17 protein-coding genes are annotated in these 22,187 nt (G+C 63.3%); 6 read left to right on the top strand and 11 right to left on the bottom strand.

Going from position 1 to position 22,187, the window contains the following annotated elements; translation table 11 throughout:
• Nucleotides 1-2: 2 nt before the first annotated feature.
• Entirely contained in the window at nucleotides 3-1,181 is a 1,179-nt protein-coding gene (locus tag H0P51_RS04685; RefSeq protein ID WP_180916862.1) for an acyl-CoA dehydrogenase family protein, read from the bottom strand.
• A 405-nt stretch (nucleotides 1,182-1,586) separates the two neighbouring features.
• Here H0P51_RS04685 and H0P51_RS04680 point away from each other — a divergent pair, with 405 nt between their 5' ends.
• Complete coding sequence (locus tag H0P51_RS04680; protein ID WP_180916861.1) at nucleotides 1,587-2,810, top strand: cytochrome P450; 1,224 nt, start codon at nucleotides 1,587-1,589, stop codon at nucleotides 2,808-2,810.
• Between the two features lie 73 nt (nucleotides 2,811-2,883).
• Here H0P51_RS04680 and H0P51_RS04675 read toward each other — a convergent pair whose 3' ends face one another.
• The 3 genes from H0P51_RS04675 to H0P51_RS04665 all read right to left on the bottom strand — a co-directional run bounded on the left by H0P51_RS04675 (nucleotide 2,884) and on the right by H0P51_RS04665 (nucleotide 7,731).
• Complete coding sequence (locus H0P51_RS04675; RefSeq protein WP_180916860.1) at nucleotides 2,884-4,629, bottom strand: GMC family oxidoreductase; 1,746 nt, start codon at nucleotides 4,627-4,629, stop codon at nucleotides 2,884-2,886.
• Between the two features lie 446 nt (nucleotides 4,630-5,075).
• On the bottom strand, nucleotides 5,076-6,527 hold the full coding sequence (locus tag H0P51_RS04670) for a catalase (protein ID WP_180916859.1): 1,452 nt from the start codon (nucleotides 6,525-6,527) through the stop codon (nucleotides 5,076-5,078).
• A gap of 49 nt (nucleotides 6,528-6,576) precedes the next feature.
• Nucleotides 6,577-7,731, bottom strand: a complete 1,155-nt coding sequence (locus H0P51_RS04665; protein WP_180916858.1) for an NAD-dependent formate dehydrogenase — start codon at nucleotides 7,729-7,731, stop codon at nucleotides 6,577-6,579.
• A 141-nt stretch (nucleotides 7,732-7,872) separates the two neighbouring features.
• On the opposite strand from H0P51_RS04665, the gene H0P51_RS04660 reads away from it, so the two are divergent.
• Nucleotides 7,873-8,832: a Dyp-type peroxidase gene (locus H0P51_RS04660; RefSeq protein WP_180916857.1), complete on the top strand. Its 960-nt coding sequence runs from the start codon at nucleotides 7,873-7,875 to the stop codon at nucleotides 8,830-8,832.
• Between the two features lie 80 nt (nucleotides 8,833-8,912).
• Here H0P51_RS04660 and H0P51_RS04655 read toward each other — a convergent pair whose 3' ends face one another.
• Together H0P51_RS04655 and H0P51_RS04650 are read right to left on the bottom strand one after the other, a co-directional pair.
• The gene (locus tag H0P51_RS04655) at nucleotides 8,913-9,335 is read right to left on the bottom strand and encodes a hypothetical protein (protein WP_246398401.1); all 423 of its coding nucleotides are present in this window, start codon (nucleotides 9,333-9,335) and stop codon (nucleotides 8,913-8,915) included.
• Between the two features lie 31 nt (nucleotides 9,336-9,366).
• The gene (locus H0P51_RS04650; RefSeq protein WP_180916856.1) at nucleotides 9,367-10,551 is read right to left on the bottom strand and encodes a PucR family transcriptional regulator; all 1,185 of its coding nucleotides are present in this window, start codon (nucleotides 10,549-10,551) and stop codon (nucleotides 9,367-9,369) included.
• 524 nt (nucleotides 10,552-11,075) lie between these two features.
• On the opposite strand from H0P51_RS04650, the gene H0P51_RS04645 reads away from it, so the two are divergent.
• Nucleotides 11,076-12,023: a LysR family transcriptional regulator gene (locus H0P51_RS04645; RefSeq protein ID WP_180918743.1), complete on the top strand. Its 948-nt coding sequence runs from the start codon at nucleotides 11,076-11,078 to the stop codon at nucleotides 12,021-12,023.
• 276 nt (nucleotides 12,024-12,299) lie between these two features.
• Here the strand turns inward: H0P51_RS04645 and H0P51_RS04640 are convergent, their stop codons facing one another.
• Both H0P51_RS04640 and H0P51_RS04635 read right to left on the bottom strand, forming a co-directional pair.
• A complete protein-coding gene (locus tag H0P51_RS04640; protein WP_180916855.1) occupies nucleotides 12,300-13,742 on the bottom strand; it encodes an amidase in 1,443 nt (480 codons plus the stop codon).
• 13 nt (nucleotides 13,743-13,755) lie between these two features.
• Nucleotides 13,756-17,055 (bottom strand): helix-turn-helix transcriptional regulator, encoded by a 3,300-nt coding sequence (locus H0P51_RS04635; protein WP_180916854.1) that lies wholly within the window; start codon nucleotides 17,053-17,055, stop codon nucleotides 13,756-13,758.
• A 136-nt stretch (nucleotides 17,056-17,191) separates the two neighbouring features.
• On the opposite strand from H0P51_RS04635, the gene H0P51_RS04630 reads away from it, so the two are divergent.
• Nucleotides 17,192-18,571: a hypothetical protein gene (locus H0P51_RS04630; RefSeq protein WP_246398399.1), complete on the top strand. Its 1,380-nt coding sequence runs from the start codon at nucleotides 17,192-17,194 to the stop codon at nucleotides 18,569-18,571.
• A gap of 107 nt (nucleotides 18,572-18,678) precedes the next feature.
• Here H0P51_RS04630 and H0P51_RS04625 read toward each other — a convergent pair whose 3' ends face one another.
• The 3 genes from H0P51_RS04625 to H0P51_RS04615 all read right to left on the bottom strand — a co-directional run bounded on the left by H0P51_RS04625 (nucleotide 18,679) and on the right by H0P51_RS04615 (nucleotide 20,975).
• A complete protein-coding gene (locus H0P51_RS04625) occupies nucleotides 18,679-19,149 on the bottom strand; it encodes an ester cyclase (RefSeq protein WP_246398397.1) in 471 nt (156 codons plus the stop codon).
• Nucleotides 19,150-19,201: 52 nt separating this feature from the next.
• Nucleotides 19,202-19,924: a helix-turn-helix domain-containing protein gene (locus tag H0P51_RS04620; protein WP_180916853.1), complete on the bottom strand. Its 723-nt coding sequence runs from the start codon at nucleotides 19,922-19,924 to the stop codon at nucleotides 19,202-19,204.
• 124 nt (nucleotides 19,925-20,048) lie between these two features.
• Nucleotides 20,049-20,975, bottom strand: coding sequence for a carbohydrate kinase family protein (locus tag H0P51_RS04615; protein WP_180916852.1), 927 nt, complete (start codon nucleotides 20,973-20,975; stop codon nucleotides 20,049-20,051).
• A gap of 101 nt (nucleotides 20,976-21,076) precedes the next feature.
• On the opposite strand from H0P51_RS04615, the gene H0P51_RS04610 reads away from it, so the two are divergent.
• Nucleotides 21,077-21,316 (top strand): hypothetical protein, encoded by a 240-nt coding sequence (locus tag H0P51_RS04610; protein WP_180916851.1) that lies wholly within the window; start codon nucleotides 21,077-21,079, stop codon nucleotides 21,314-21,316.
• A 65-nt stretch (nucleotides 21,317-21,381) separates the two neighbouring features.
• The gene (locus tag H0P51_RS04605; protein ID WP_180916850.1) at nucleotides 21,382-22,185 is read left to right on the top strand and encodes a mycofactocin-coupled SDR family oxidoreductase; all 804 of its coding nucleotides are present in this window, start codon (nucleotides 21,382-21,384) and stop codon (nucleotides 22,183-22,185) included.
• Nucleotides 22,186-22,187: the final 2 nt, after the last annotated feature.

The raw sequence follows: 22,187 nt of genomic DNA, 5'->3' as shown, positions 1-22,187 counted from the left end.
GATCACCGGCCGTAGGAGGGCATCCCGCGACCGCGCTGGGCGATCACGTCCCGTAACACCTCGTTGGTGCCGCCGCCGAACCGCATCAGCGGCGAAACCCGGTACAGCCGCTCGAAGAAGCCACCCGCGGGAGCGCCGGCGCTACGATGCGCCAATAGTCCGTCGGGCCCGAGCAGGTCGATCGCCAGATCCGCAATGCGCTGGCGTAATTCGCTGGTGAAGATCTTCTCGACACTGACCTCGACGGTGGGAATCCGTCCGGAGTCGAGCAGCGAGGCCGCTTCGTAGCCCATCAGCTTGGCCGCTTCCACGTCGGCCTCAGCCTGGGCGAGCCGCTGACGGAGCGCGGGGTCGCGAGCGGGGACCGATCCGTCGCGTCGCGGTTGGGACGCCAATGCCAGCAAATCGTCGAGGGCGCGTCGCAAATCGCCGGCGTTGGTCAGCGCACCACGCTCCAGGTCCAGCGCGCCGGTGATGTAGGTCCAGCCACGGTTGGCCTCGCCGATCAGATTGGTGGCCGGCACGCGCACGTCGCAGAAGAATGTCTCGTTGGTGCGGTAGCCCGACCACGCGTACAGCGGATGGATTTCGATGCCTGGCGTGTCGATGGGGACCATGATTACTGAGATCCCGCGGTGCCGCGGCGCGTCAGGATCGGTGCGCACGCACAGCCATTCGTGCGTGCAGCGCTGCGCCCCGCTATTCCAGATCTTGGATCCGGTAATCAGCCAGTCGTCGCCGTCCCGGACAGCGCGCGTCTTCAGGCTGGCCAGGTCGGTGCCGGCATTCGGCTCGGAATAGCCGACTGCACAGATGATTTCGCCCCTGGCGATACCCGGCAGGAAGTCCTGCTTGTTCCGCTCGGTGCCGTGCCGCATGATCATCGGGGCCACCGAAGTGACGGTCAGATCCGGTCCGGGCACCCCGGCGTACTCGAACTCACTCATCAGCAGGTGCTGGTGGGTGGCCGTCAACCCGAGGCCGCCGTACTCGCGGGGCCAGTTCAGCCCGAACCAGCCGCGTTCGCCGATCTTGCGGCGGAATGCCGAGAGTTCACCGCCCTGAAACTCGAGGTCGTGCTCGGCCAGCTCGGCGCGCAACGCGGGAGTGACATTGTCTGCGAGGAACTGCCTCACCTCAGCCAGCCAGGCTCGCTGCTCGTCATCGAGCTCGAAGTCCACCCTAGGGACACTAGCGGTGCGGCGCCGATCGGGACACTAGCGCCGGGCGCCGACCCGGGCCCGTGCCATAGCCCGGTATCCCAGCCAACGTCGGCAACACCGCGACCGCACGGAATGCTTTCGGCCATACGTTTTTGCAGCTTAGTATGGCGCTGGCCCGGCCGATGCATGAGAATAGCGCCAAGTAGCCTTCCACCCGCCGAGTCCGTTGACATCCCACCGGCGATGGCCATACATTAGCTAAGAGTTGTCCGCGGTGTCCCTGACCACTACGGAGCGCGCCGCCGATCAGCTGAGTAGGTGAAGCAGTTGAGATTAATCGTGGCACGACCCCGACCCGTTGACGTCCAGCCGTCCGATCGACTCGAACAAGTCGCCGTGTAGCCCGTCACCGAGGAGACCGCAATGACCGTGGGTGCAGCTGCCACAAGCGTTTTCGATGCGGAACTGCCGGCCCTGAGCTACGACGCGGCCGAGGTTCCCACTGACATCTATCCGCGCATCCAGGTGGCACAACAGTCTGCGCCGATCGCGCTGGGGCCGTTCGGGCCCGAGATTCTCTCGCACCACCTGGCTCGGTCCGTGCTGCGCGATGCCCGATTTCAGATCCCGCCCGGCCTGAATCTCGTCTTCCAGGGCATTACGTCCGGGCCACTATGGGACAAGGTGATGGGCAGCCTGCTGTGCTTGGAAGGCGATGCCCACCACCGGCTACGCAGCCTGACCTCAAAAGCGTTCACGCCGCGCGCAACCCTGCGTCTGCACGACACCATGGTCGCGATGATGAACGAGTTGGTCGACCAAGTCGTCGACGCAGGAAGCTGCGAAGTGGTCACCGACCTCGCGCGGCCCTACCCGGTCCCCATCATTTGCGCCCTGCTGGGCGCCCCCCGCAAGGACTGGCAACAGTTTTCGGAGTGGGCTGACGAGATCTTCAAGGCCTTCAGCTTCATCTCCGGCGTCAGGGAAATCGAGCCCACCCTCATGCGCGCGTGGGCGGAACTGGACGACTACGTCGACGAAATGGTGACGTGGCGCCGGCACAACCTCACCGACGACCTGCTTTCCGATCTGATCCGCGCCGACGACGGTGATCGCCTCAACGCGGTCGAGTTGCGCATGCTCGCCGGAGGCCTGTTGCTGGCAGGTACCGACACCACCCGCAATCAGCTGGCTGCCTCGGTCCAAGTTCTGTGCACGCACCCGGAGCAATGGGAACTGCTCAAGGAGCGACCCGAATTGGCAATGCACGCGGTCGAGGAAACGATGCGCCATTCCCCGATCGCCTGCGGAACCCTTCGGCTGGTGACCGAGGACGCCGAGATCGGCGGCTACCTGTTCCCGGCAGGCACCATGATCTTGGTCAATACCGCTGCGGCCAATCGGGATCCGGCGGTATATGACGAGCCGGAATGCGTCGATATCACCCGCACTGGCGCTCCGGCGATCCTCACTTTCGGTGGTGGCATCCATTACTGCCTGGGCGCCAACCTGGCTCGCCGCGAACTCGCCGAGGCGCTGACCGTATTGACGCAGCGGATCCGCAATCCGCGGATTGCCGGACCGGCACCGTGGAAGCCGATGGTGAGCCTGAGCGGGCCGCTCAGTCTGCCGATCGAGTTCGGCTGAGGCCCACGCGACGGATGCCGGACCACGACGCTCCGAACGAGCGTCCGTGGCCCGGCATCCGTGGCTGCGCTGGTTACTTGTACAGATCCTTATGTTCGTCCTTGATCTTGTCCGCGCCCTTCTCCCCGATCATGTAGACGGAGTTCTGGATACGGCAGTCCGGAATGACCGGAATTACAGAGGCGTCCACGACCCGCAGGTTAGCGATCCCGTGGACCTTGAGCGCCGGGTCAACGACGCCCTGGTCGATGTTCTTGGACAGCCGGTTGGTGCCGCACGGGTGAAACGACGTTTGGACGCGGTCCTGAATGGACGTCGTCATCAACTCGTCGCAGTCCAGCGGCATGTCCCAGGGGTACTGGCTCACGACGAGGTCCTTGAAGCCGTCACCCTTGGTGAGGATGTCGTAGCTGAACCTGATTCCCTCACGCAGGGCGATGATGTCGAGTTCGTTGGATAGATAGTTCAGATTGATGTCGGGCTGCTCAAGCGGGTCAGCGCTGTTGAGCGTCACCTCGCCGCCTTCATAGGTGGGGCGCACCAGATCGACCATCACGGTCAGGTGATCGCCTTCCGCCGGCGTGGGGTAATGCCACTGGAATGCGCTGCCGAACATCGGCACGAAGTCTAGTTCGAAGTGCGGCTGCCCCTCTGGCGAGAAGGGGTCGACGCCGCCGTTCGCGGCTTTGGCCTCGCGGTAGATGGGGTCTTGTTCCAGGTATTCGTCGATGCGCGGGAAGCCGATCATCTCCAGCAGTCCCGAGCCCACGGGACCGGATCGATCCTTCTGGTAGGCGGCAACAGCCGCGTCGTGCTTGGGGCCCTCACGCAGCAAGGTCCCGTCCATGCCGAACCCGTCCTTGATTCGCATCACGAATGGGACACCGGGATGGTCGAGCAAGTGCTGGCCCACGTGGCGCGAATCCACGATGGTGTCGATACCGTACTTCGTCAACTCGCGGGCCGGGCCGACACCGCTGAGCATCAGTAGCTTGGGGCTCTCGAACACACCCTGGGAGAGGATGACCTCACGTCTTGCGTAGTAGCTGCGCTCGTAACCGGCGCCGTCAATGACTGTCACGCCCTTGCATGTGCGATCGGCGTAACCGATGATCAGACGCTTCGAACGCACTCCGGCCATGATCGTGACGTTGGGCTTGTCCTTGACGAAAAGGTAGGCGCCGGAGCGCTGGCCGTCATAGATGCTGTTGATCGAATGCGTGAGTCCATTCATTTCACCGTCGTAGATGTTTTCGGTAACAGGCAAGCCCCGCGACGTCCAGGCTCTGGTGAGGGCGTCGCGAAAGCTCTGCAACTCGGGGATGTCGGCGTGCGAAATGGGGATCGGGCCGCCAGCACCGATCTTCTCGAGCTCGGCCGGATAACGTTTCGCGTCCTTGGGGTCCCCGTGATAGGTAGCGCTCTTGCGGAGGTATGGAACGAGCGGCTCCCAACTCCATTCCTGGCCACCGTATTCGGCCCATCGATCGAAAGTCGGCTTACAACCCGGGATCCAGCTGAAGTAGTTGCCCGCCGAACTGCCGCCCAGGACCTTGCCACGAGTGTTGGGCCAATCAACGCGCGACCAATCTTCTCGCTTGACGAACGTGCTCTTGTACGCCCAGTCGCTCTCGGTGCCGCGAATCTCCATCGCCAACGACGGCGTGGTGACCATCTCGATGTCCCAGGGGTTGCCCGCACCGGCCTCCACAACCAGTATTCGGACATTGGGGTTCTCGGCCAGCCGGCCAGCGACTACGCAACCCGCGGTACCGCCGCCAACGATGATGAAGTCGAAGTGAGCTCCGTCATCGACCATGATTTCCTCCTAAGTAAATTACGTATTACGCAGGACTGCAATTATTTTCATCGCCAAGTCACTATCCGTGTCGATGTAATCCTGCGGTTACCAGTCTGTGCGCACGACGATTACGGGTCTACGGAGCCGTTTCCAAAATCCCATCCCGATTGGTCTAGCCGAATTAGCAACCCTTACAAGACGCCTCGGCCACCGTCAGCCGATACGCCGCCCTGGCCCAGCCGCCGAGGCGGCTCAATTACGTTGCCGCTGAGATGTTCCGACGGAGCCAGGTGCTTGGCGTGAAAGAATCTAGTCGGCGCACTGGTTATGCCCTGCATAGACCAGCGACAACTCTTTGAGTACCGCGAATCCTGAAGAAAATCATCGTGACACAGAACGATTCGGGCGTGGGCGAGCCTGGTAGCAATGTGGGCTATAGCAACTTGCCGCCCGCCAGTCGGCGGCTAGTGACCGAGGTTGGCGCGTACGCCTGCTTCGATCTTCGCACCCACCTCGGGGTCGATGTTGCGCCAGAACTCGAAAACTCGGGACAAAACGGGCTCTTTCACCCCTGCGGATACGTGTAGCACGACGTTGTGAACCAAACGTTCGCGCTGCGCGGCATCCATGACGTCACGGACCAGGATCCCTGCCTGACTGAAGTCGTCGTCGTCCGGACGCAGTGTGTAGGCGGTGCGAACCATCTCCCCGTCAGCGGCCCAACGCACTTCGGGCGCCCGGCTCGGGTCGGCTTGCGGACCTCCAGCTGAGTTGGGGACATACACCGGATCGGTGGCATTGACGAACCGCATCCGCCCGTCCTTGGAGTAGGTCCGAACATCGCACCGGGGAGCATTGACCGGAATCTGATTGTGGTTCACACCGATACGAGTACGGTGCGCATCGGCATAGGCGAAGCTTCGACCCAGAAGCAGCCGGTCAGGGCTGAGTCCGGTGCCCGGCACAAGGTTACTCGGTGTGAACGCGGCTTGCTCGACTTCGGTGTGATGGTCGCTGACGTTGCGGTCCAAGGTCAAGGTGCCCAGGTCGATCAGCGGGTAGTCCGCGTGCGGCCACACCTTAGTCACGTCAAACGGGTTGATCCGGTAGGACTTTGCGTCCTCAAACGGCATTATCTGCACCTTCAGCGACCAACTCGGATAGTCACCCCGTTGGATCGCGTCATGCAGATCCCGGGCATTGCAGTCCGGGTCTGTACCGGCCAGGCGGTCCGCCTCCTCCTGGGTCAGGCACTCGACGCCCTGATTGCTCTTGAAGTGATACTTAACCCAGACGACCTCACCGTCGGCGTTGATCCAGCTGAATGTATGGAGTCCATAGCCATTCATATGCCGGTAGGTCCTGGGGATGCCGCGGTCACCCATCACCAGTGTCACTAGGTGAGCTGACTCCGGTGACAGTGTCCAGAAGTCCCATTGCATGTTGTGGTCGTGGAGATCGGTGTCAGCGCGGCGCTTGGATGCGCGGATCAGGTTGGGAAACTTCATCGGGTCGCGTACGAAGAACATCGGTACGTTGTTGCCGACAATATCGAGGTTGCCTTCGGTGGTGTAGAACTTCACCGAGAAACCCCGGGTGTCTCGCAACGTGTCAGCACTGCCGCGCTCGCTGGCATTGCCGGCAATTCGCATGAACGTCTCGGTCACGGCGCCTGGCTGGAATACCGCCGCCCTGGTGTAGGAACTCAAGTCGTTAGTTACTTCGAAGCGGCCATACGCCCCGGTACCCTTGGCGTGCGGCTGCCGTTCCGGCACGCGTTCGCGGTTGAAGTTCGCCATTTGCTCGATCAAATACATGTCCTGCAAAAGGATTGGTCCATCAGGCCCCAGAGTCAATGACAGCGAATCGCTAGGTACCGGGACGCCCGCGTCCGTTGTCGTGAAGTTGTCAGTCATCTCATCATTCCTTCGCAGTGAGCTTGGCTTGCTTGGATTGTCGCCCGGGTTAGTGGGCGTAGGACTTGGCACCGGTGCCAGCGAACCTACCGCCTTCGACGATCAGGTATTCCGAGCGAATCGGCTTGCCGGCGAACCAGTCTTCAAGGATCTCCCGAGTCCCTGCAGCGTATCGCGCCTGCGCAGATAACGTCGTGCCCGAAACATGCGGGGTCATAGCGTTGTTGGGCATACTCCGCCATGGGTGGTCCGACGGGGGAGGTTGCGGATACCACACATCACCGGCGTACCCAGCAAGTTGGCCGCTCTGCAATGCCGCAACAATGGCTCGCTGGTCTGTCTGCTCAGCACGAGCGGTGTTGACGAGGTAGGAACCTCGTCGCATCGACCCCAACAGTTTTTCGTCGAACATGTGATGGGTCTGCGCGATCAACGGGGAGTGTATCGACACCACGTCCACGGAGCGCGCCAACGACTCCACATCGCGGTGGTAGACCACGTTGAGGTCCTTCTCCACGTCGGCCGGCAGGCGATGAACGTCGAAGTAGTGCAAGTGAACCCCGAACGGCCTCAACCGTTCCAGCACCGCCCGGCCGATCCGTCCGGCCGCGATCACACCGACGTCCATCCCCTCTAGGTCGTAGGCACACTCCACACAGTCGGCGATATTCCAGCCACCGTCGATAACCCAGCGGTGCGAGGGCACGAAGTTGCGCACCAGCGCCAGAATCTGCATCACCGTGTGCTCGGCGACACTGATGCTGTTGCTGTATGTTTCCTCGGCGACAGTGACGCCCCGAGCCCGGGCCTCGTCGAGATCCACGTGATCGGATCCGATGCCGGCAGTGAGCGCCAGCCTAAGTCTCGGCGCCTTAGCAAAGCGCTCCCTGGTGATGTAGGCTGGCCAAAATGGTTGCGAAATAACGATTTCAGCATCCGGCAGTTCGCGTTCGAACTCCGAGTCGGGCCCGTCTTTGTCCGATGTAACGACCAACTCGTGACCGTTGTCCTCGAAGAACTTTCGCAATCCCAGCGCCCCGGATACGCAACCGAGCATCTCACCGGGCTTGAAGTCGATAGCTGATGGCGTCGGCAGGCTGCTGCCGTCCGGGTAGCACTTAATCACCGGGATGCCGTCACGGGCGTACCTTGGCGGGTACCCGTCGATCGGATCTGGGTAGAGCACCATTACGCACTTCGCCATCGAGTTCTTCCCTCCTCGGCTTCGGCTCAGTCTCCAGCCAGCATTCGCGGGTGGTAGGTGAAGATCTATGGAGCAACCTCCGAAATCCGTCGCCATGATTTTGGCGACCGCTACGAACCAATCGGCGCTAGAGTCGGCAGAGTGCCATCGGTTCAGCCTCAACACATTCTCGCGCCGTTGACACCGGCGGCGATCTTCCTAGTGGTAACTATTGACGACGGCGGCGAGCATACGGTGTACGACGCACTGGGAAAAGTATCAGGTCTGGTGCGCGCCATAGGCTTTCGCGATCCAGCTAAGCAATTGTCGGTGATTACGTCGATCGGCTCACAGGGCTGGGACCGGCTGTTCAGTGGACCGCGCCCGGCCGAACTGCACCCGTTCGTCGAACTGACCGGACCGCGCCACAAGGCCCCGGCCACGCCTGGCGATCTGCTGTTTCATGTCCGGGCACAGACCGTGGATGTCTGCTTCGAACTGGGCGACCGGATCCTCAAGTCGATGGCCGGCGCCATCACGGTTGTCGACGAGGTGCGCGGCTTTCGGTCCTTTGACAACCGCGACCTGCTGGGGTTTGTCGACGGTACCGAAAACCCGAGTGGGCCAATCGCTGTCGAGGCGGCGATCATCGGCGACGAGGACCCTGCTTTCGCCGGAGGCTGCTATGTCCATGTGCAGAAGTATGTGCACGACATGTCGTCGTGGGATTCGCTGTCGGTCAGCGAGCAGGAACAGGTGTTCGGGCGAACCAAGCTGGACGACATCGAGTTCGACGACGACGCGAAGGCAGCCAACGCCCACCTGGCGCTGAACGTCATCGAAGATGACGACGGAAATGAACTCAAGGTGGTTCGGTACAACATGCCGTTCGGCGAATTGGCCAACGGCACTTACGGCACCTACTACGTCGCTTATGCCCGCACGCCCGAGGTCACCGAACGGATGCTACGCAACATGTTTCTCGGCGACCCGCCGGGCAACACCGATCGCATCCTCGATTTTTCGACGGCGCTGACGGGCGGCTTGTTCTTCTGCCCGACCGCCAATTTTCTTGACGCTCCCCCGCCCCTGGCGGGGGCTGCGAAGCCTGGGGCGAAATGAGGGCCCGCACGGCGTCCCGCTACCTTACCGCAATGTGACGAGCATCATCGCGGTAGTCGAATTATGTTGCTGTGCAACATTCACTCGAGACGACGGTAGGATTCCACGTCTTTGCTTTCCAGTGCACGGGCTTGTTGCTCGCCCTGCTCGGTGAGTTCCAGGTACGCCGCATACATCCATCGCTGCGGATCGTCATAGTGCTTGACGTAATTATGGGAGATCTTCTGCAAGCAACGGTCTAGAGTCTGGTGCCAGGCGACGAATTCTTCTCCCTCGGTGGCAACACCCCCCAGGTGTTCACCACGGACGACTTCGCCACCAAGGCGAAATAGTCCGTCGGCAACCACCGAACGGATAGTCTCCACCGTCTCCGTCTGCCATTCCGTTTGCGTGTCCGCCGGGTTGTGCTGGCGGACATGCCAATCGATTCTGTTGAGATCCAACGGATTACCCAGTGCATCTAGCAGCAGCTGGTCTCGCACTGCGGCTCGGGTATCACTCATCGCGGGCTCCTTCCGCCGGTCTTGGATGGCGCTACAATTGCATGGTCGAAACCTCAAGAGCCCACCACACTTCCAGAAGGACCTCGATCTCGCTGAGATCCTTGCCGGTGAGCTCCTCGAACCTCGCGATTCGATAGCGCACCGTGTTCTGATGAACAAACAGCCGCGTCGCCGTCCGTTCCACGTGCATGCCGCAGGCCAGGTAGGTCCGAAGCGTCGCGATGAGTTCAGCTTCAGAACTCAAGGCCGCCAAAGGTTCCAGGTAGCGACGCCGCAGTAACTCGCCCAGCTCGGCATCCAGGGCTATCGCGGGCCGCAGACCCAAGGATGCAATGTCATACGCGCCGTGCAAGCCACAGGCTTCGGCTGTCACTAACGCTCGTGCGGCCGACCGGTAGGACTCGACGAGTCGTTCCAATGGCCTCGGCGGACCGAATCCCACAATGCTGTCGCCGCGGCCCGGTGGTGGGTCGCTGAGGAAGCCAGCGGCATTGTCGTCGATGATCGCCACCAGCCCGTACCGATTTCGCGTTGAATCACTCAGACCCAGAAGTTGTTCCAGCCGAAACTGGGTAGTGTCCGCATTCACGCAGGCCCGGACCGCGACATAGTCGGCCGTTGGATCAAGCCCATACATCTCGGCCCGGATCCTCAATTCCGCGTGGGAGATCGTGCCCATCAATACCCCTCGGACAAAGTCCGTGTGGCATTCGTCGGATTCACGCACTGCCGCGCGTTCTGCTCGCCGGTGGGCGCGCGAAGTTATCAGCATGGCCTGGTCACACCACGCCAGGGCCGACTCGACGAAGGCCAGCACACCGGTCTCGGCGATGCCGTAGCGCTGACCTGTTTCCCGGGCCTGCCTTACCGCCGTTTCCATACCGAGCCGCCATGCTCGCAAGACATCGTCGACGGGTAGGCCCTGACGCGCCCGCCGTTCTCCGATCGCAGCGAGTTCCCCGCATTCGCGATCATCCACGCCCCGTTGGTCAGCGATCGCGCGCAGCAGTTGCCGAAGGACAAGAGAAACCTCGTTCTCAAGCGTGTCGCCGGGAAGCGAACGATACGCCGGAATCTCAGCCTCAACGGCTTCGCGGATACGCCGGGCAAGACCTGCTTTGCTGGCAAGTAACGCGGCGCCAAGCCCTTCCACAGCTGCGACACCGTCCGACACAGCTACGTGGTCAACCTCGCACCCCGCCGCTAGAGAGGTCACGATCGGCTCCCCGCTGAACCCATCGCTGCAACCGCAGCGCCACCGTGTGAGTTAGGGGCGTCACCGCCGGGGCAGCGCGTTCCTCTTGCCACTCGACCTATTTCAAATATGTCGAATAGACCCGCGCGGCCAACACACCGGATGTCGGGGTGCTTCGTCATCTCAATCGCTCTCTAGCATTGGTTGCATATACCACTGGGCGTATGTTTGTCCGGGTGATTTACAATCACCATTCCTTGTTACACGACCCATAGCCGAGCGTCCATGTGGCAGAGGCTGATTCATTCTTTCGATCAAGACCATCAGAAGTGGCTATCGACCGAGGCAAAAATGGCCTCTACGGGCAGACCTATGCCATAGTGCAAACGTTCGAAGCAGTGATCAGCAAAATTCGTGTGCAGGGGCATTAACGCCTGCGACGGAGTCGATAGCGATCTGGTGTGTAAGACTTCCCTGCAGAGCAGACTCATCACGGCAGCCGCGGCGGCACACGGGTGGGAGTCGTAGTGCGCAAGGAGGGGCCGGTGCTATTCCGGCAGTTGGAGTATTTCGTGGCAGTTGCCGAAGAAAAGCACTTCGGTCGGGCCGCTGCGAAGTGCCACGTTTCGCAACCCGCGCTTTCTGCCGCGATCGCCAAGCTGGAACGCGAGCTTGACGTCAAGCTGGTCGAGCGCGGACATAGCTTTGTTGCGCTGACGCCCGAAGGAGAACGACTGTTGAGTTGGGCGAGAGGCATACTGCGCGACCACGATGCTTTCAAGGCCGAGCTACGTGCCATGCGGTCCGGAATTGCCGGAACGCTTCGTCTGGGCACCATTCCGACCGCGTCGACCACTTCTTCTCTGGTGCTGTCCGGGTTCTGCTCCAAACATCCGCGGGCCCGGGTCAAGATCCTGTCCCAGCTGTCGACATCCGAGTTGTACAAGCGGCTCAACGCTTTCGAACTGGACGCGGCCATAGTTCCGGTGACGAACGACAACGCACCGGACCTAGAGTTCATGCCGCTTTATGAAGAGAGCTATGCCCTTATTGCCCCGGTCGGAATGCTTCCCGGCCCCCAACTAGCAGGGTCCGGCGCATCGTCCATGCGCTGGGCCGAAGCGGCGCAGCTACCTCTGGCCCTGCTCACCACCGACATGCGGGTGCGCCAAATCATTGATGCCGCATTTGCCGGTGCCGGCGTCACGGTCGCTCCCCAAGTTGAGACCGACTCTGTCAGCACGCTTTTGGCGCAAGCCACCAACGGCGACAGAGCGTGCATCGTCCCGCACACGTGGTTGTGGACCACCCTCATGAGTGCCGACCTCGCCGCTGTCAAGCTCACCGACCCTGTCATAACCACGCCCATAGCGGTTGCAGTCGACGCCAAAGGTCGTGCGCCGGCAATTGCCCGCGCGTTCGTAGAAAGCGCTAAACAACTCAGACTGGACGAGTTCTTTGCCAGGCGGCTGGGCAACATCTTCGACAGCTAGCGCAATAACTTCGACAGCTGGCGGCGCAATGGCGGCCAGAATCGCCGCTAGTCCCGCCCCGCCTTGCCCATGACTTCGATTCGTGCGCTGACCGCGCGAAGCGCTATCGGCGCCTGGCAGTGCTATAACACCGACGTCGATGCTCAGCTCTTCGATCGTCTCGAAGACGGAAGGCGGATAGCCCGGCGACTGGCAGCATACCGGTCGGCAATCGACTCGAAGGCCGCAACCCCATCCCGACCGACGCCCGCAGCAGAACCCCCTTCGCGCCCAACGTCATGGAATCAAAGGCCGGTACGAGGACCAGGGATGAGCTGATTCCAGTTGCGCGGCAACGCGAATTAGCAGGTCTTCACGTCCATACCCGGCGGCCAGCTGAACACCGATAGGAAGCCCGTCGTCGTTGCGGTTCAGCGGAAGGCTGATCGCGGGCTGGCCGCTCATATTGAATGGCGGTGTGAATGCCGCGAATTCGCCACCCCGGCGCATCGGCGCCGTTGGGTGCTCGCGGTTGTTCTCGAACTCGCTGAGCAGCAAGGGAGGTTCGGCGACCGTCGGAGTGAGCAGCAGGTCCCAACCGTCGGCCCACCACTGCTGCAGCGCCCGACGGAAGGCGTACACCGCATTCTCGGCCGCGGCGTAGTCGACCGCACTGACCTCCTGCGCCCGCTCGATGAGCACCCAGTTCACCGGCTCGATGTCGTCGGCGGTCAACGCCCGGCCGAGTATTTGGCCGAAACCGCGCGCCGCCATTGCCAGTTGCGTCGCCCACAACGCCATGAACTTCTGCTGCAGAGTCGTGTCAGCCAGGGCCGCCGGCCATGCCGGTTCGACGATGTGCCCGAGCCCCTCCAGCATGGTCGCCGCAGAGCGCACTGCCGCCACACAATCAGGATGCAGGAAGCCGTCGCGCGGATGGATGTCGAGTAGCCCGATCCGCAGCCGCCCGGGGTCCGCGCCGAGTTCGTCGGTGTACGGCCGTTGCGGCGCAGGGGCGATCACGGTGTCACCTACACCCGGCCCGCGCACCGCATCCAGCAGGCCTGCGGTGTCGCGGACTGTGCGGCTGACGCACAGCTCGACCCCGAGGCCTGACTCGGCGCGCGCAGGTCCGACAGTGATGCGGCCCTGACTGGGCTTGAGCCCAACCAGCCCGCAACACGACGCCGGGATACGGATGCTGCCGCCGCCGTCGGACGCGTTGGCGAACGGGACCATTCCGACGGCAACCGCCGCGGCGGCACCACCACTGGAGCCGCCTGGGGTGCGGTCCAGCCCCCACGGATTGCGGGTCGAGCCCCACGCCAGGGGCTGAGTGGTGGGCAGACTGCCCATCTCGGGACTGTTGGTTCGCCCGGCGATGACCAGCCCGGCCGCCTTGAACCGGGACACTAATGTGGTGTCGGCGGTGTCGAGCTTGCCCGCCTCCTTGAGTGCCACGTTGCCGTTGGATAATGTCTGACCGGCGAAGCTGGTGTAAAGATCCTTGAGCAGGAACGGAACTCCGCGGAACGGGCCGTCGGGCAGGTCGGGCCCGGCGGCCACCGCTCGGGCATGTTCGAACCACTCGATGACCACGGCGTTCAGCGCACCGTTGGATTTTCCGATGCGTTCGATCGCGGCGTCTAGCAGTTCGCCGGGTGTCACGTCTTTCTTGGCGATCAGCGCCGCCTGGTCGGTGGCGTCCATCCATCGGGTTTCCTCAGCAAGCCCACTCATGCCTCTCGGTCTATCACGAGTGGCGTGCAACCTCCTGCACCAGCTGGACCCTGGAGGACAATCCGAGTTTCGTATACACATGGGTGAGGTGACTTTCCACCGTCCGCAGCGAGATGAAAAGCTTTGCGGCTATTGCCTTGTTGGGCAGCCCCTCACTGACCAGACCGACGACGGCGCGCTCGGTCGGGGTCAGCGACCCCCATCCGCTGGACGGCCGGCGCCGCTCCCCGCGGCCCCGCTGCGCGTAGCCGATAGACTCCTCCGTGGACATCGCGGCACCCTCGGCGTACGCCCGATCGAATTCGTTGTCGCCAAACGCTTCCCGGAGCCGGGCGACCGCGAGTTGGTAGCCTTCGTCGTGGACCTTGAACCGCACCGAGCCCATCCGTTGCCGCAGGGCATCGGCGGCACCGAACAGCCTGGCCGCTTCAGCGTGACGTCCGCCGCCGAGAGCCAGCATCGCGACGAGCTCGAAGATATCGGGAATTCCAAGCAACGCACCCAGGCCCGCGGCCGACGACAGCGCTTCGTGTGCGTCACGCTCGGCTTGTTCGGAATCGCTCTGCGCGATCGCGATGCGGGAGCGGGCCGTCAACGCCAGCGCCCGGTACCAGCCGCAAGAAACCGCCACCGCCTCGTCGGCCCGCCGGCGCGCCCCGGCCGGATCGCCTTGAGCCAGGACGGCTTCGGCTGTCAGGTAAATATGCATCCACTGGTGTATGGGGTTGACGTTCAGCTGCTGCCGGCACAGTTCGCTCAGCCGATCCGCCTCGAATACATCCCCCGACGCCAGCATGGCGACGGCGCGCACCCCGTTGGCGTTACCCAACCAAAGGTCGCCCATCTCCGCGAGGATCGGCATGCTCGCGTCGAAGGTGTCGCGAGCGGTCTCGACTTCGCCCCGGTACGCGTAGGCCAATCCGAGGTAGTGCCGGCTCACCGTCCACCACATGCCATCACGGGCCGCCTCCGCCTCCGCTTCTACGGCGCGCAACTCCTCGATCGCGCCGCTAAGGTCGCCGGTGGCGATTCGAGCCCAGCCCAGCCAGTTACGGCACTGGCGAAGGGTAAAGCGATCCCCGATGACCTCCGCCAGCTGGCACCCCTCGGCGCCGAGCTTGCGAACCGCAGGAATGTCGCCGTTCATGAACGCCAGATTGGTTTGCCAACCCAACAGCTGGGCCATCAGCCACTTGTCTCCCAGGGGCCGCGCCAAACCGATCGCCTCGTCGAAATACTGCTGGCCGTCCTGGCCGCCGTAGGCGGTCATTACGCCGCACGCGGTGAGCGCACGGGCAAGTAGTGCCGGGTCCCCTATCTCGCGGGCCATCGACACGGCCTGTTCGGCCCACGTCGCGCTGTCCACCCCGATCGCCCAGGTATGCAGCAAGGCCCGGTCGGCAAGCGCCCGAGCGCGAACCGCGGGTGTGGCCGCGGCACCTTCATTTTCGCCAAGCGCCGCGTCGAACCACGCCATCAACGCCTCGCGCACCCGTCCGCTGATCAACCACAGTGGAAGCAGCGCGGACGCCAATCGTAAGGCACTATCGCTGTCATCTCGGTCCAGGCTCCACGCGAAAGCAGCACGCAGATTGTCGATCTCGATATCCACCCGGTCGATCTGCTGCTGGTCGGCGCTTGCGTGTTCCAGCATCGCCGCGACGTGCAGGTAATGGTCGCGATGCCGGGCTCGTACATCGTCGCCCTCGCTCGACTCGCCCAGCTTCTCCAGCGCGTACTGGCGCACCGTCTCCAGTATCCGATATCGTGTTGTACCACTTACGCTTTCGATGACCACAAGCGACTTGTCCACCAACAGTGTGAGCTGGTCGAGAACCTGGTAACGCTCGACGTCGCTGCCCCCGGCAACCGCGCGCACCGCAGCCAAATCAAAGCCCCCGACAAACACCGCCAACCGCCGAAACAACACCCGCTCTGATTCGGTCAACAAAGCGTGTGACCAATCGACCGAGGCCCGCAGCGTCTGCTGGCGCCGCACCGCGGTGCGAGTGGTCCCGATCAGCAACCGAAAACGGTCGTGCAGGCTGTCTCGGATCTCGTCCACGGACAACGCACGCACCCGCGCGGCCGCCAATTCGATGGCCAGCGGCATCCCGTCCAGACGGCGACAGATGTCGGCGACCGCGGACCGCTGCTCGGCGAGGCGAAACTCGGGCCGGGCCAACCGGGCCCGGTCGACGAACAATTCGATCGCCTCGTCGTCCAGCGACAGCGACGGCACCCGCCAAATCGCCTCACCTGCCACGCCGATCGGCTCGCGGCTGGTCACCAGCAACCGAAGACCTGCACAGGCGCTTAACAGCGCCCCGACCAGCGCCGCCGTTGCATCTAGCAGGTGCTCGCAGTTGTCCAGCACGACCAGAATCTGACGGTCACCGATAAAGCCCGCCAACGTGTCCGTGGTGGACCGACCCGGCTGGTCCGGAAGTCCCAGCGCTCGCGCTGCCGCGATCGGGACAATGTCGGAATCGGCGATCGGCGCCAGGTCGACAAACCACAGCCCGCCCGTCAGCTCCCCGGCCAACCCACCGGCCACCTCGATGGCCAACCGAGTTTTGCCTACGCCACCGGCACCGGTCAACGTCACCAATCGACTCGCCCGGATCGCGCGCGCAATGTCGGCCAGCTGTTCGACACGGCCGACGAAGCTGGTTAGCTGAGCTGGAAGATTATGCACAGCAACAGTTTTCGGGGTGCGTAGCGGCGGGAACTCGTTACTCAAATCCGGATGGCACAGTTGCAGAACCCGTTCCGGGCGAGGCAGGTCGCGCAGCTGATAGGTACCCAGGTCCGAAAGCCACGCGGCAGCCGGCAGGTTGTCGAGGACCATCGACTCGGTCGCGCTGGACAGCACAGTCTGACCGCCGTGCGCCAGATCGCGCATGCGTCCGGTCCGGTTGATGACCGGCCCGATGTAGTTCGCCTCCCCACCGGTCGGGTCGCGCAGCTGAACGTCGCCGGTGTGCATGCCGATGCGCAGCTGGATCGGCTGCAGCGGAGCGCGTTGCAGGTCGAGCGCACAGGCCACCGCGTCGGCCGCGCGACCGAACGCGATGACGAAGCTGTCGCCCTCGCCCTGTTCGATCGGGCGCACCCCCTGGTGGGCGATCACGAGTTCACCCAATGTGCGGTCCAGCCGCGCTACGGCCGCCGCCATTTCCTCGGGTTGCGTCTCCCACAGTCGGGTCGAGCCCTCGATGTCGGCGAGCAGCAGCGTTACCGTTCCGGTCGGCAGCTCGTTCACGCCCAGGTCGCTCCAATTCACCGTCTCTGTGCTCATGCTAGTCAGCATGTGCGGAGCCTCAGTGGCAAAACATCCGTGCAAACTCGGAGAACACCGACACGAGATCCGCGAATTTGCTCGATTCGCCCTAACCGACCGACGCCTTTAGGCTCAGAGCACACAGGACTTAGCGGGGGGAACGCTGATGAGTGTGCCGAACAGGCTGTTCGCGTCCAGACGCGCGCGTGCGATGGTTGCGCTGATCACCTGCCTGGCCTGCGTATCCTGCGCAACCTCGGCCACCGTGAAACCGCCCAATGCGGGGCCCAGCACCTCCAAAATCCCGACTTCGACGCCCGTGGCCAACTCGGTTGCCCCGACTCCCCCACACATCAGCCCGCTGGCCAAAGATTGGAAGACCTACGGCGGAACGGTTTACTTCGGCTGCCCCACCAACTTCACCCTCAGCAAATCCGCACTCGACGACATCCGACCCAAAGTCCTCGACCCAAAAACGGCGGATTTGATAATGCCCGCCATCCCCGCGATCACTGCCGGGGAAACCGTCACCGGCGCAATTTGCGCATTGTCGAACAACGTCAACGACATGAAAGTCGTCTACCTGGTCACCACGCTCAAGCCCGCCGATGGACCGCGGTCGCCGACCGCCAAGGCCACCGCATTTGTGGTCGACTTGAAGTCGAGCCAGCCGCTGGCGACCAGAGAATTGCAGCCACCTGCGAACCTCAAACTCTCCGCGGCAACGGAATGGCGACTGGCCGCCACCACCACCGGGGTGGCATGGCTCAACCCCTACGCCGACGAGCGCGGCAGCGCTGTGGCACCTAAGACGGCGGTCCTGTCCAATTCCGATCTGTCGACGCTGTGGGACGATGCGCAGCCCGGACGGATCTGGCAGGACGTCCTCGCCTTCCAGCGCAGCACCCAGCCCAGTCCCCCACCCACCACCCAGGTCGGCAATGCACTGGGCGCCGAATTGCGGCTGCCCACCGGCGAACCCGTGTTCCAGGACAACGACGTCGTCAGCGTGGACAGCGAATTGTCCGATGGGCCGGACAGATTCGTGCAGATCACGCGCCGGGATTCGGAGAATCCATCGGTGATATCCACCATGTTTTTCGACCTCAGCGCGCGCTCCATCCTCAAAATCGGCGACACCGATCGGGTTTCCGGCGGAGGCCTGGTCGCAACGCTGTCCGACGGTAGTCTCTTCGTCGACGGGCGCGGCTCGGACACTTCACAATTCGGCTATGGCGTGTGGAATCTGCGCACCCAGCACTGGGATCTGTTGGTCAGCCGCGACGATGCCAAGAAGCAGCTCATCACCAGACTCGCGTTCTTCGGCGGCCACCTCTACATCAGCAAATCGGACGGCAGCTTCTCGGTGCTCGCCCTGCCCACCACCAATCCGGTCGCAACCAACTGGACGGACCGGCCGTTCGGTCGGATCACCGACTGGACATTGGTCTGCCGTGGGGAGACCGCGCCCGAGCAGAAGGGCGAGTGCAAGGAGATCCTGCTTGCCCGCGACACCGACGGCCACTACCCCGGACCTTGGTTTTAGGCCCGCTGGATCTGCCACTGTGCTGTGTATCTGTGGATCCGACGGTGTCAGAGTCTTGCCCACGAGATGGCTCAGCCGCGGATCTCAAAGCTTCAGATGGCGGGCCGTTAGCGTGACATCGCAGCACCCGGCCGCCAGCCGAGTTGCAATAGGAGGCCCAGGTCGTCGCGGATGGCGCGGTGGTGGGTGATCTGGCCGTCGGTGATGGTGAAGATATGAACCTGTTGATGTTCGATGTGTTTGCCGGTGGGTTGGATTCCGTTGAATACACCGGTATGTTCGCCGGTCATTGTGCTCACTGCGATGACCGTGTCGCCTTCGGCGAGTGTTTCTTGATGCTCGAAGCGCAGGTTGGAGAAGGCGTTGCGCAACCATTGGCTGGTGGCTAGGAACCCTCCCGCGCCGTGTTGCCGGCGTTCGACGTCCTCGGGGTCATCCTCGGCCTCTTGGTTGATGAAGTCGGGAGCGATGATTACCTGCGCCAGTTCGACATCGCCGTTCTCGATCAGCCGAAAAGATTCCAGTGCAACGGCTTTCGCATCGGGGATCGGCGGTTTCCGCCGTGTGTGTCGTGTCATACGGCCAAGCTAGCGCCGGCCGCCGACGCGGGTATTGCAGGAAACGGACATCTCAGGTGTGCGGTGGAATGCCCGCACCGGGAAGAGCGGTAGGAGCTGCCCCGGCCAACACGAGACATTCATTGATCAGGTGGGACTGATCGGCATAGCCGGCCTCGATCGCCAGCCCCGCCCACCCGATTCGGTGATCACTGGAATGGATCAAATCCAGTAGCCGCTGGAAACGGAAGATCCGGCCAAGGCGCTTGGGGCCGTAGCCGACCGCGGCGTCGAACCGACGGCGAAGCTGCCGTTCGCTCAAACCTACCGAGAAGGCCACAGCCGAAACCGAGCGGGTCGGGTGAAGACGCAGCATCTCGATGGAGTCCACCACTGATTTATCGACTACCGGAGCGACCTTGACCAAATATCGCGCCAGCACCGCCTCCAACAATGCGATCCGCTGCCGAAAAGCCTTGGCGGCCAGCACATCCTCAGCCAACCCGGATGCAGATGCACCGAACACCGAGTCGATCCGGACCTGGGTATCCCTTAGCTCGCTCACCGGATGGCCCAGCACTGCAGCCCCGGCACCGGCGCGCAACCGCAGGCCGATCAGCACACCTTCGGTGCCCGCACCTGGGTCGTAATATGCGCTGGCTGGACCGGAAACCATGATGGCGCCCTCGGCAGTGACAAACAGATCAACGCAACCGTCGGGCAGCACGCGCAGCGGGTCACCCGCGGTGATCGTGCGCTCCCAGCCGCATTCCACATAGTCTGCCAGCGCAGCCACGGGTCGACATTCCAAATACCCGGCCGTCACGATCACATTCAGCCAGCTCTTGTGTCGCTTCGCAACAAGCGGACCGTAGGCGGGCATGCATCGTGGCCGGCTCTCCCACGAAGACATCGTCAATTCAGTTGGCCGCGGCTAGTGCCTCGACGCTGGCCAGGACATAGGTTCCGGCGTCGGTGCCGAGTCCACCCGCGACCTGCGCGGCCGTCGCGCACCCGAGGCGAGCCGACTGGGCCAGGCTCCGCCCGAGAACACGTCCCAGGATGAACCCGGCCGAGAAGGCGTCGCCGCAGCCGGTGGTGTCGACGACGTCGACCGGGTAGGCGGGAACTTCGATCGTTTCGTCGCCGGTGACCACCAGTGCACCGTCGGCGCCCCGCGTTACGGCGACGCAACCCGCGCCGGCGTCCAGCAAGACCCGCGCACCCGAAACCAGGTCGGTGCAGCCGGTGAAGCCGAACACTTGCTCGTCGTTAGGCAGCAGGTAGTCGGTGTGCGGCAGCGCTTCGGCGATCCACGCCAGCAGGCCGGGGTCACCGGCGGCGAGGACGTCGACGGACGTAGCGAGGCCGTTACCCTTCGCGCGCCGCAGCAGGGTGGCCGCGGCGGAGCCGCCAAGGAACTCCGGCCCGCCGAGATGCAGATGCGATCCGCGGATCACCTGGTCGAGATCGAGGGTGTCGAGGCTGAGCGCGGCGTTGGCGCCCACACAGTGCCAGGCGGGCCGATCACCGTTAGGCCGCACCGGGATCACCGACGCCGAGGTCTGGACGCCCACCGTGCGCACCAAACCATCAATGTCGATGCCCTGCGCTGATAGCAGCGCAAGCAGTGTGTCCCCGAGCGGATCGGCGCCGACAGCGCCGTAGCAACGGACCTTCGCCCCGAGGCGGCTGAGCACCACCGCGGTGCCACCCGCCGTGCCCGCCGGGGAGATCTTGATCGTCTCGACCAACTGCCCGTCGGACCCATCGGGGATGGAGTCAACTCCGACGACGTGCGTATCGAGGACGTGTACACCGACGACGGCGATGTCGATCTGACCCATCACGAGGCTTCTTTCACAGCGCAGATTGATCCCCACATCCGGCGGCCACGGGGCTATTGTGCTACCTAGTCGCGAGCTGTCGATCTCGAGGAGGCGATCCGATGATCGCACTCAAACTGCTGGCAGGGACAATTGTCGCGGTGACGCTGGCAGGCGCGCCGGCTCCAGCCCCGTCGCTGAGTAACGGCACCGAACTTCTGTCGTGCGTCGACGACACCTCCACTGCAACCACAGACTGCCCGCACGTGCCCAAAATGACCGCACCGCCCGTCCGGCCCGGTATCACCAGCTGCGTGCAAGGCGACTGCGAACCCCAACCCCCACACGCCAATTCGCCGTGACGGCGCTAAACAGGTCGCGCTGCAATTGTTTTCGCGGCCAGGCCTGACTGCTAACGTGACCGGCTATGGGTGAATTGGATGGACGGGTCGCGCTGATCACCGGTGGCGCCCGAGGTCAGGGCCGTGCGCATGCAGTCGCACTGGCCGCAGCAGGTGCCGATATCGTCGCCGCCGATGCACCCGGACCCATGCAGGACTTGACCTATCCGCTGGGCACCGAAGACGACTTGCGCGTGACCGCCAAGCTGGTGGAAGAGCTGGGTCGGCGCTGCGTGCCGTTGACCGTCGACGTACGCGACGCCGCCCAGGTGAGGGCGGCCGTCGAGCAGACGGTCAACGATCTGGGCAGCCTCGACATCGTGGTAGCCAACGCCGCTGTCGTCAGCACCGGCCCCTTAGACCAGGTCAGCGATACCATCTGGCAGCAGCTGCTGGACACCAACCTGACCGGTGTCTTCCACACACTGCGTGCGGCCATCCCGGTGATGCGCCGCCAGCGCTTCGGCCGGATCGTGGTGACTTCCTCGATGGGCGGGCGGATGGGCATCCCCGACCTGGCGGCTTACAACGCCACCAAGTGGGGTGTGATCGGATTGGCCAAGTCGGCCGCGCTGGAAGTCGCCAAAGAGGGCATCACCATCAACGTCGTCTGCCCGACCACCACGCGGACGCCGATGGTCCAGCCAGGCGGCGGCGACGACGTTCCCGACGAACTGGTGCGCCGCATGATGAAAGCCAACCCGATACCGCAGCCCTGGATCGAAGCCGAAGACGTTAGCCGTGGGGTGGTGTACCTGGTCACCGACCGCGGGGTCATCACCGGCAGCGTGTTGGAAATCGGGCTCGGCGGGAGCGCCCGTATCCACTGATG

Origin of the sequence: Mycobacterium vicinigordonae (genome assembly GCF_013466425.1) — a bacterium.
Lineage (GTDB): Bacteria > Actinomycetota > Actinomycetes > Mycobacteriales > Mycobacteriaceae > Mycobacterium > Mycobacterium vicinigordonae.
This window is presented reverse-complemented; position numbering and strand designations above follow the sequence as displayed.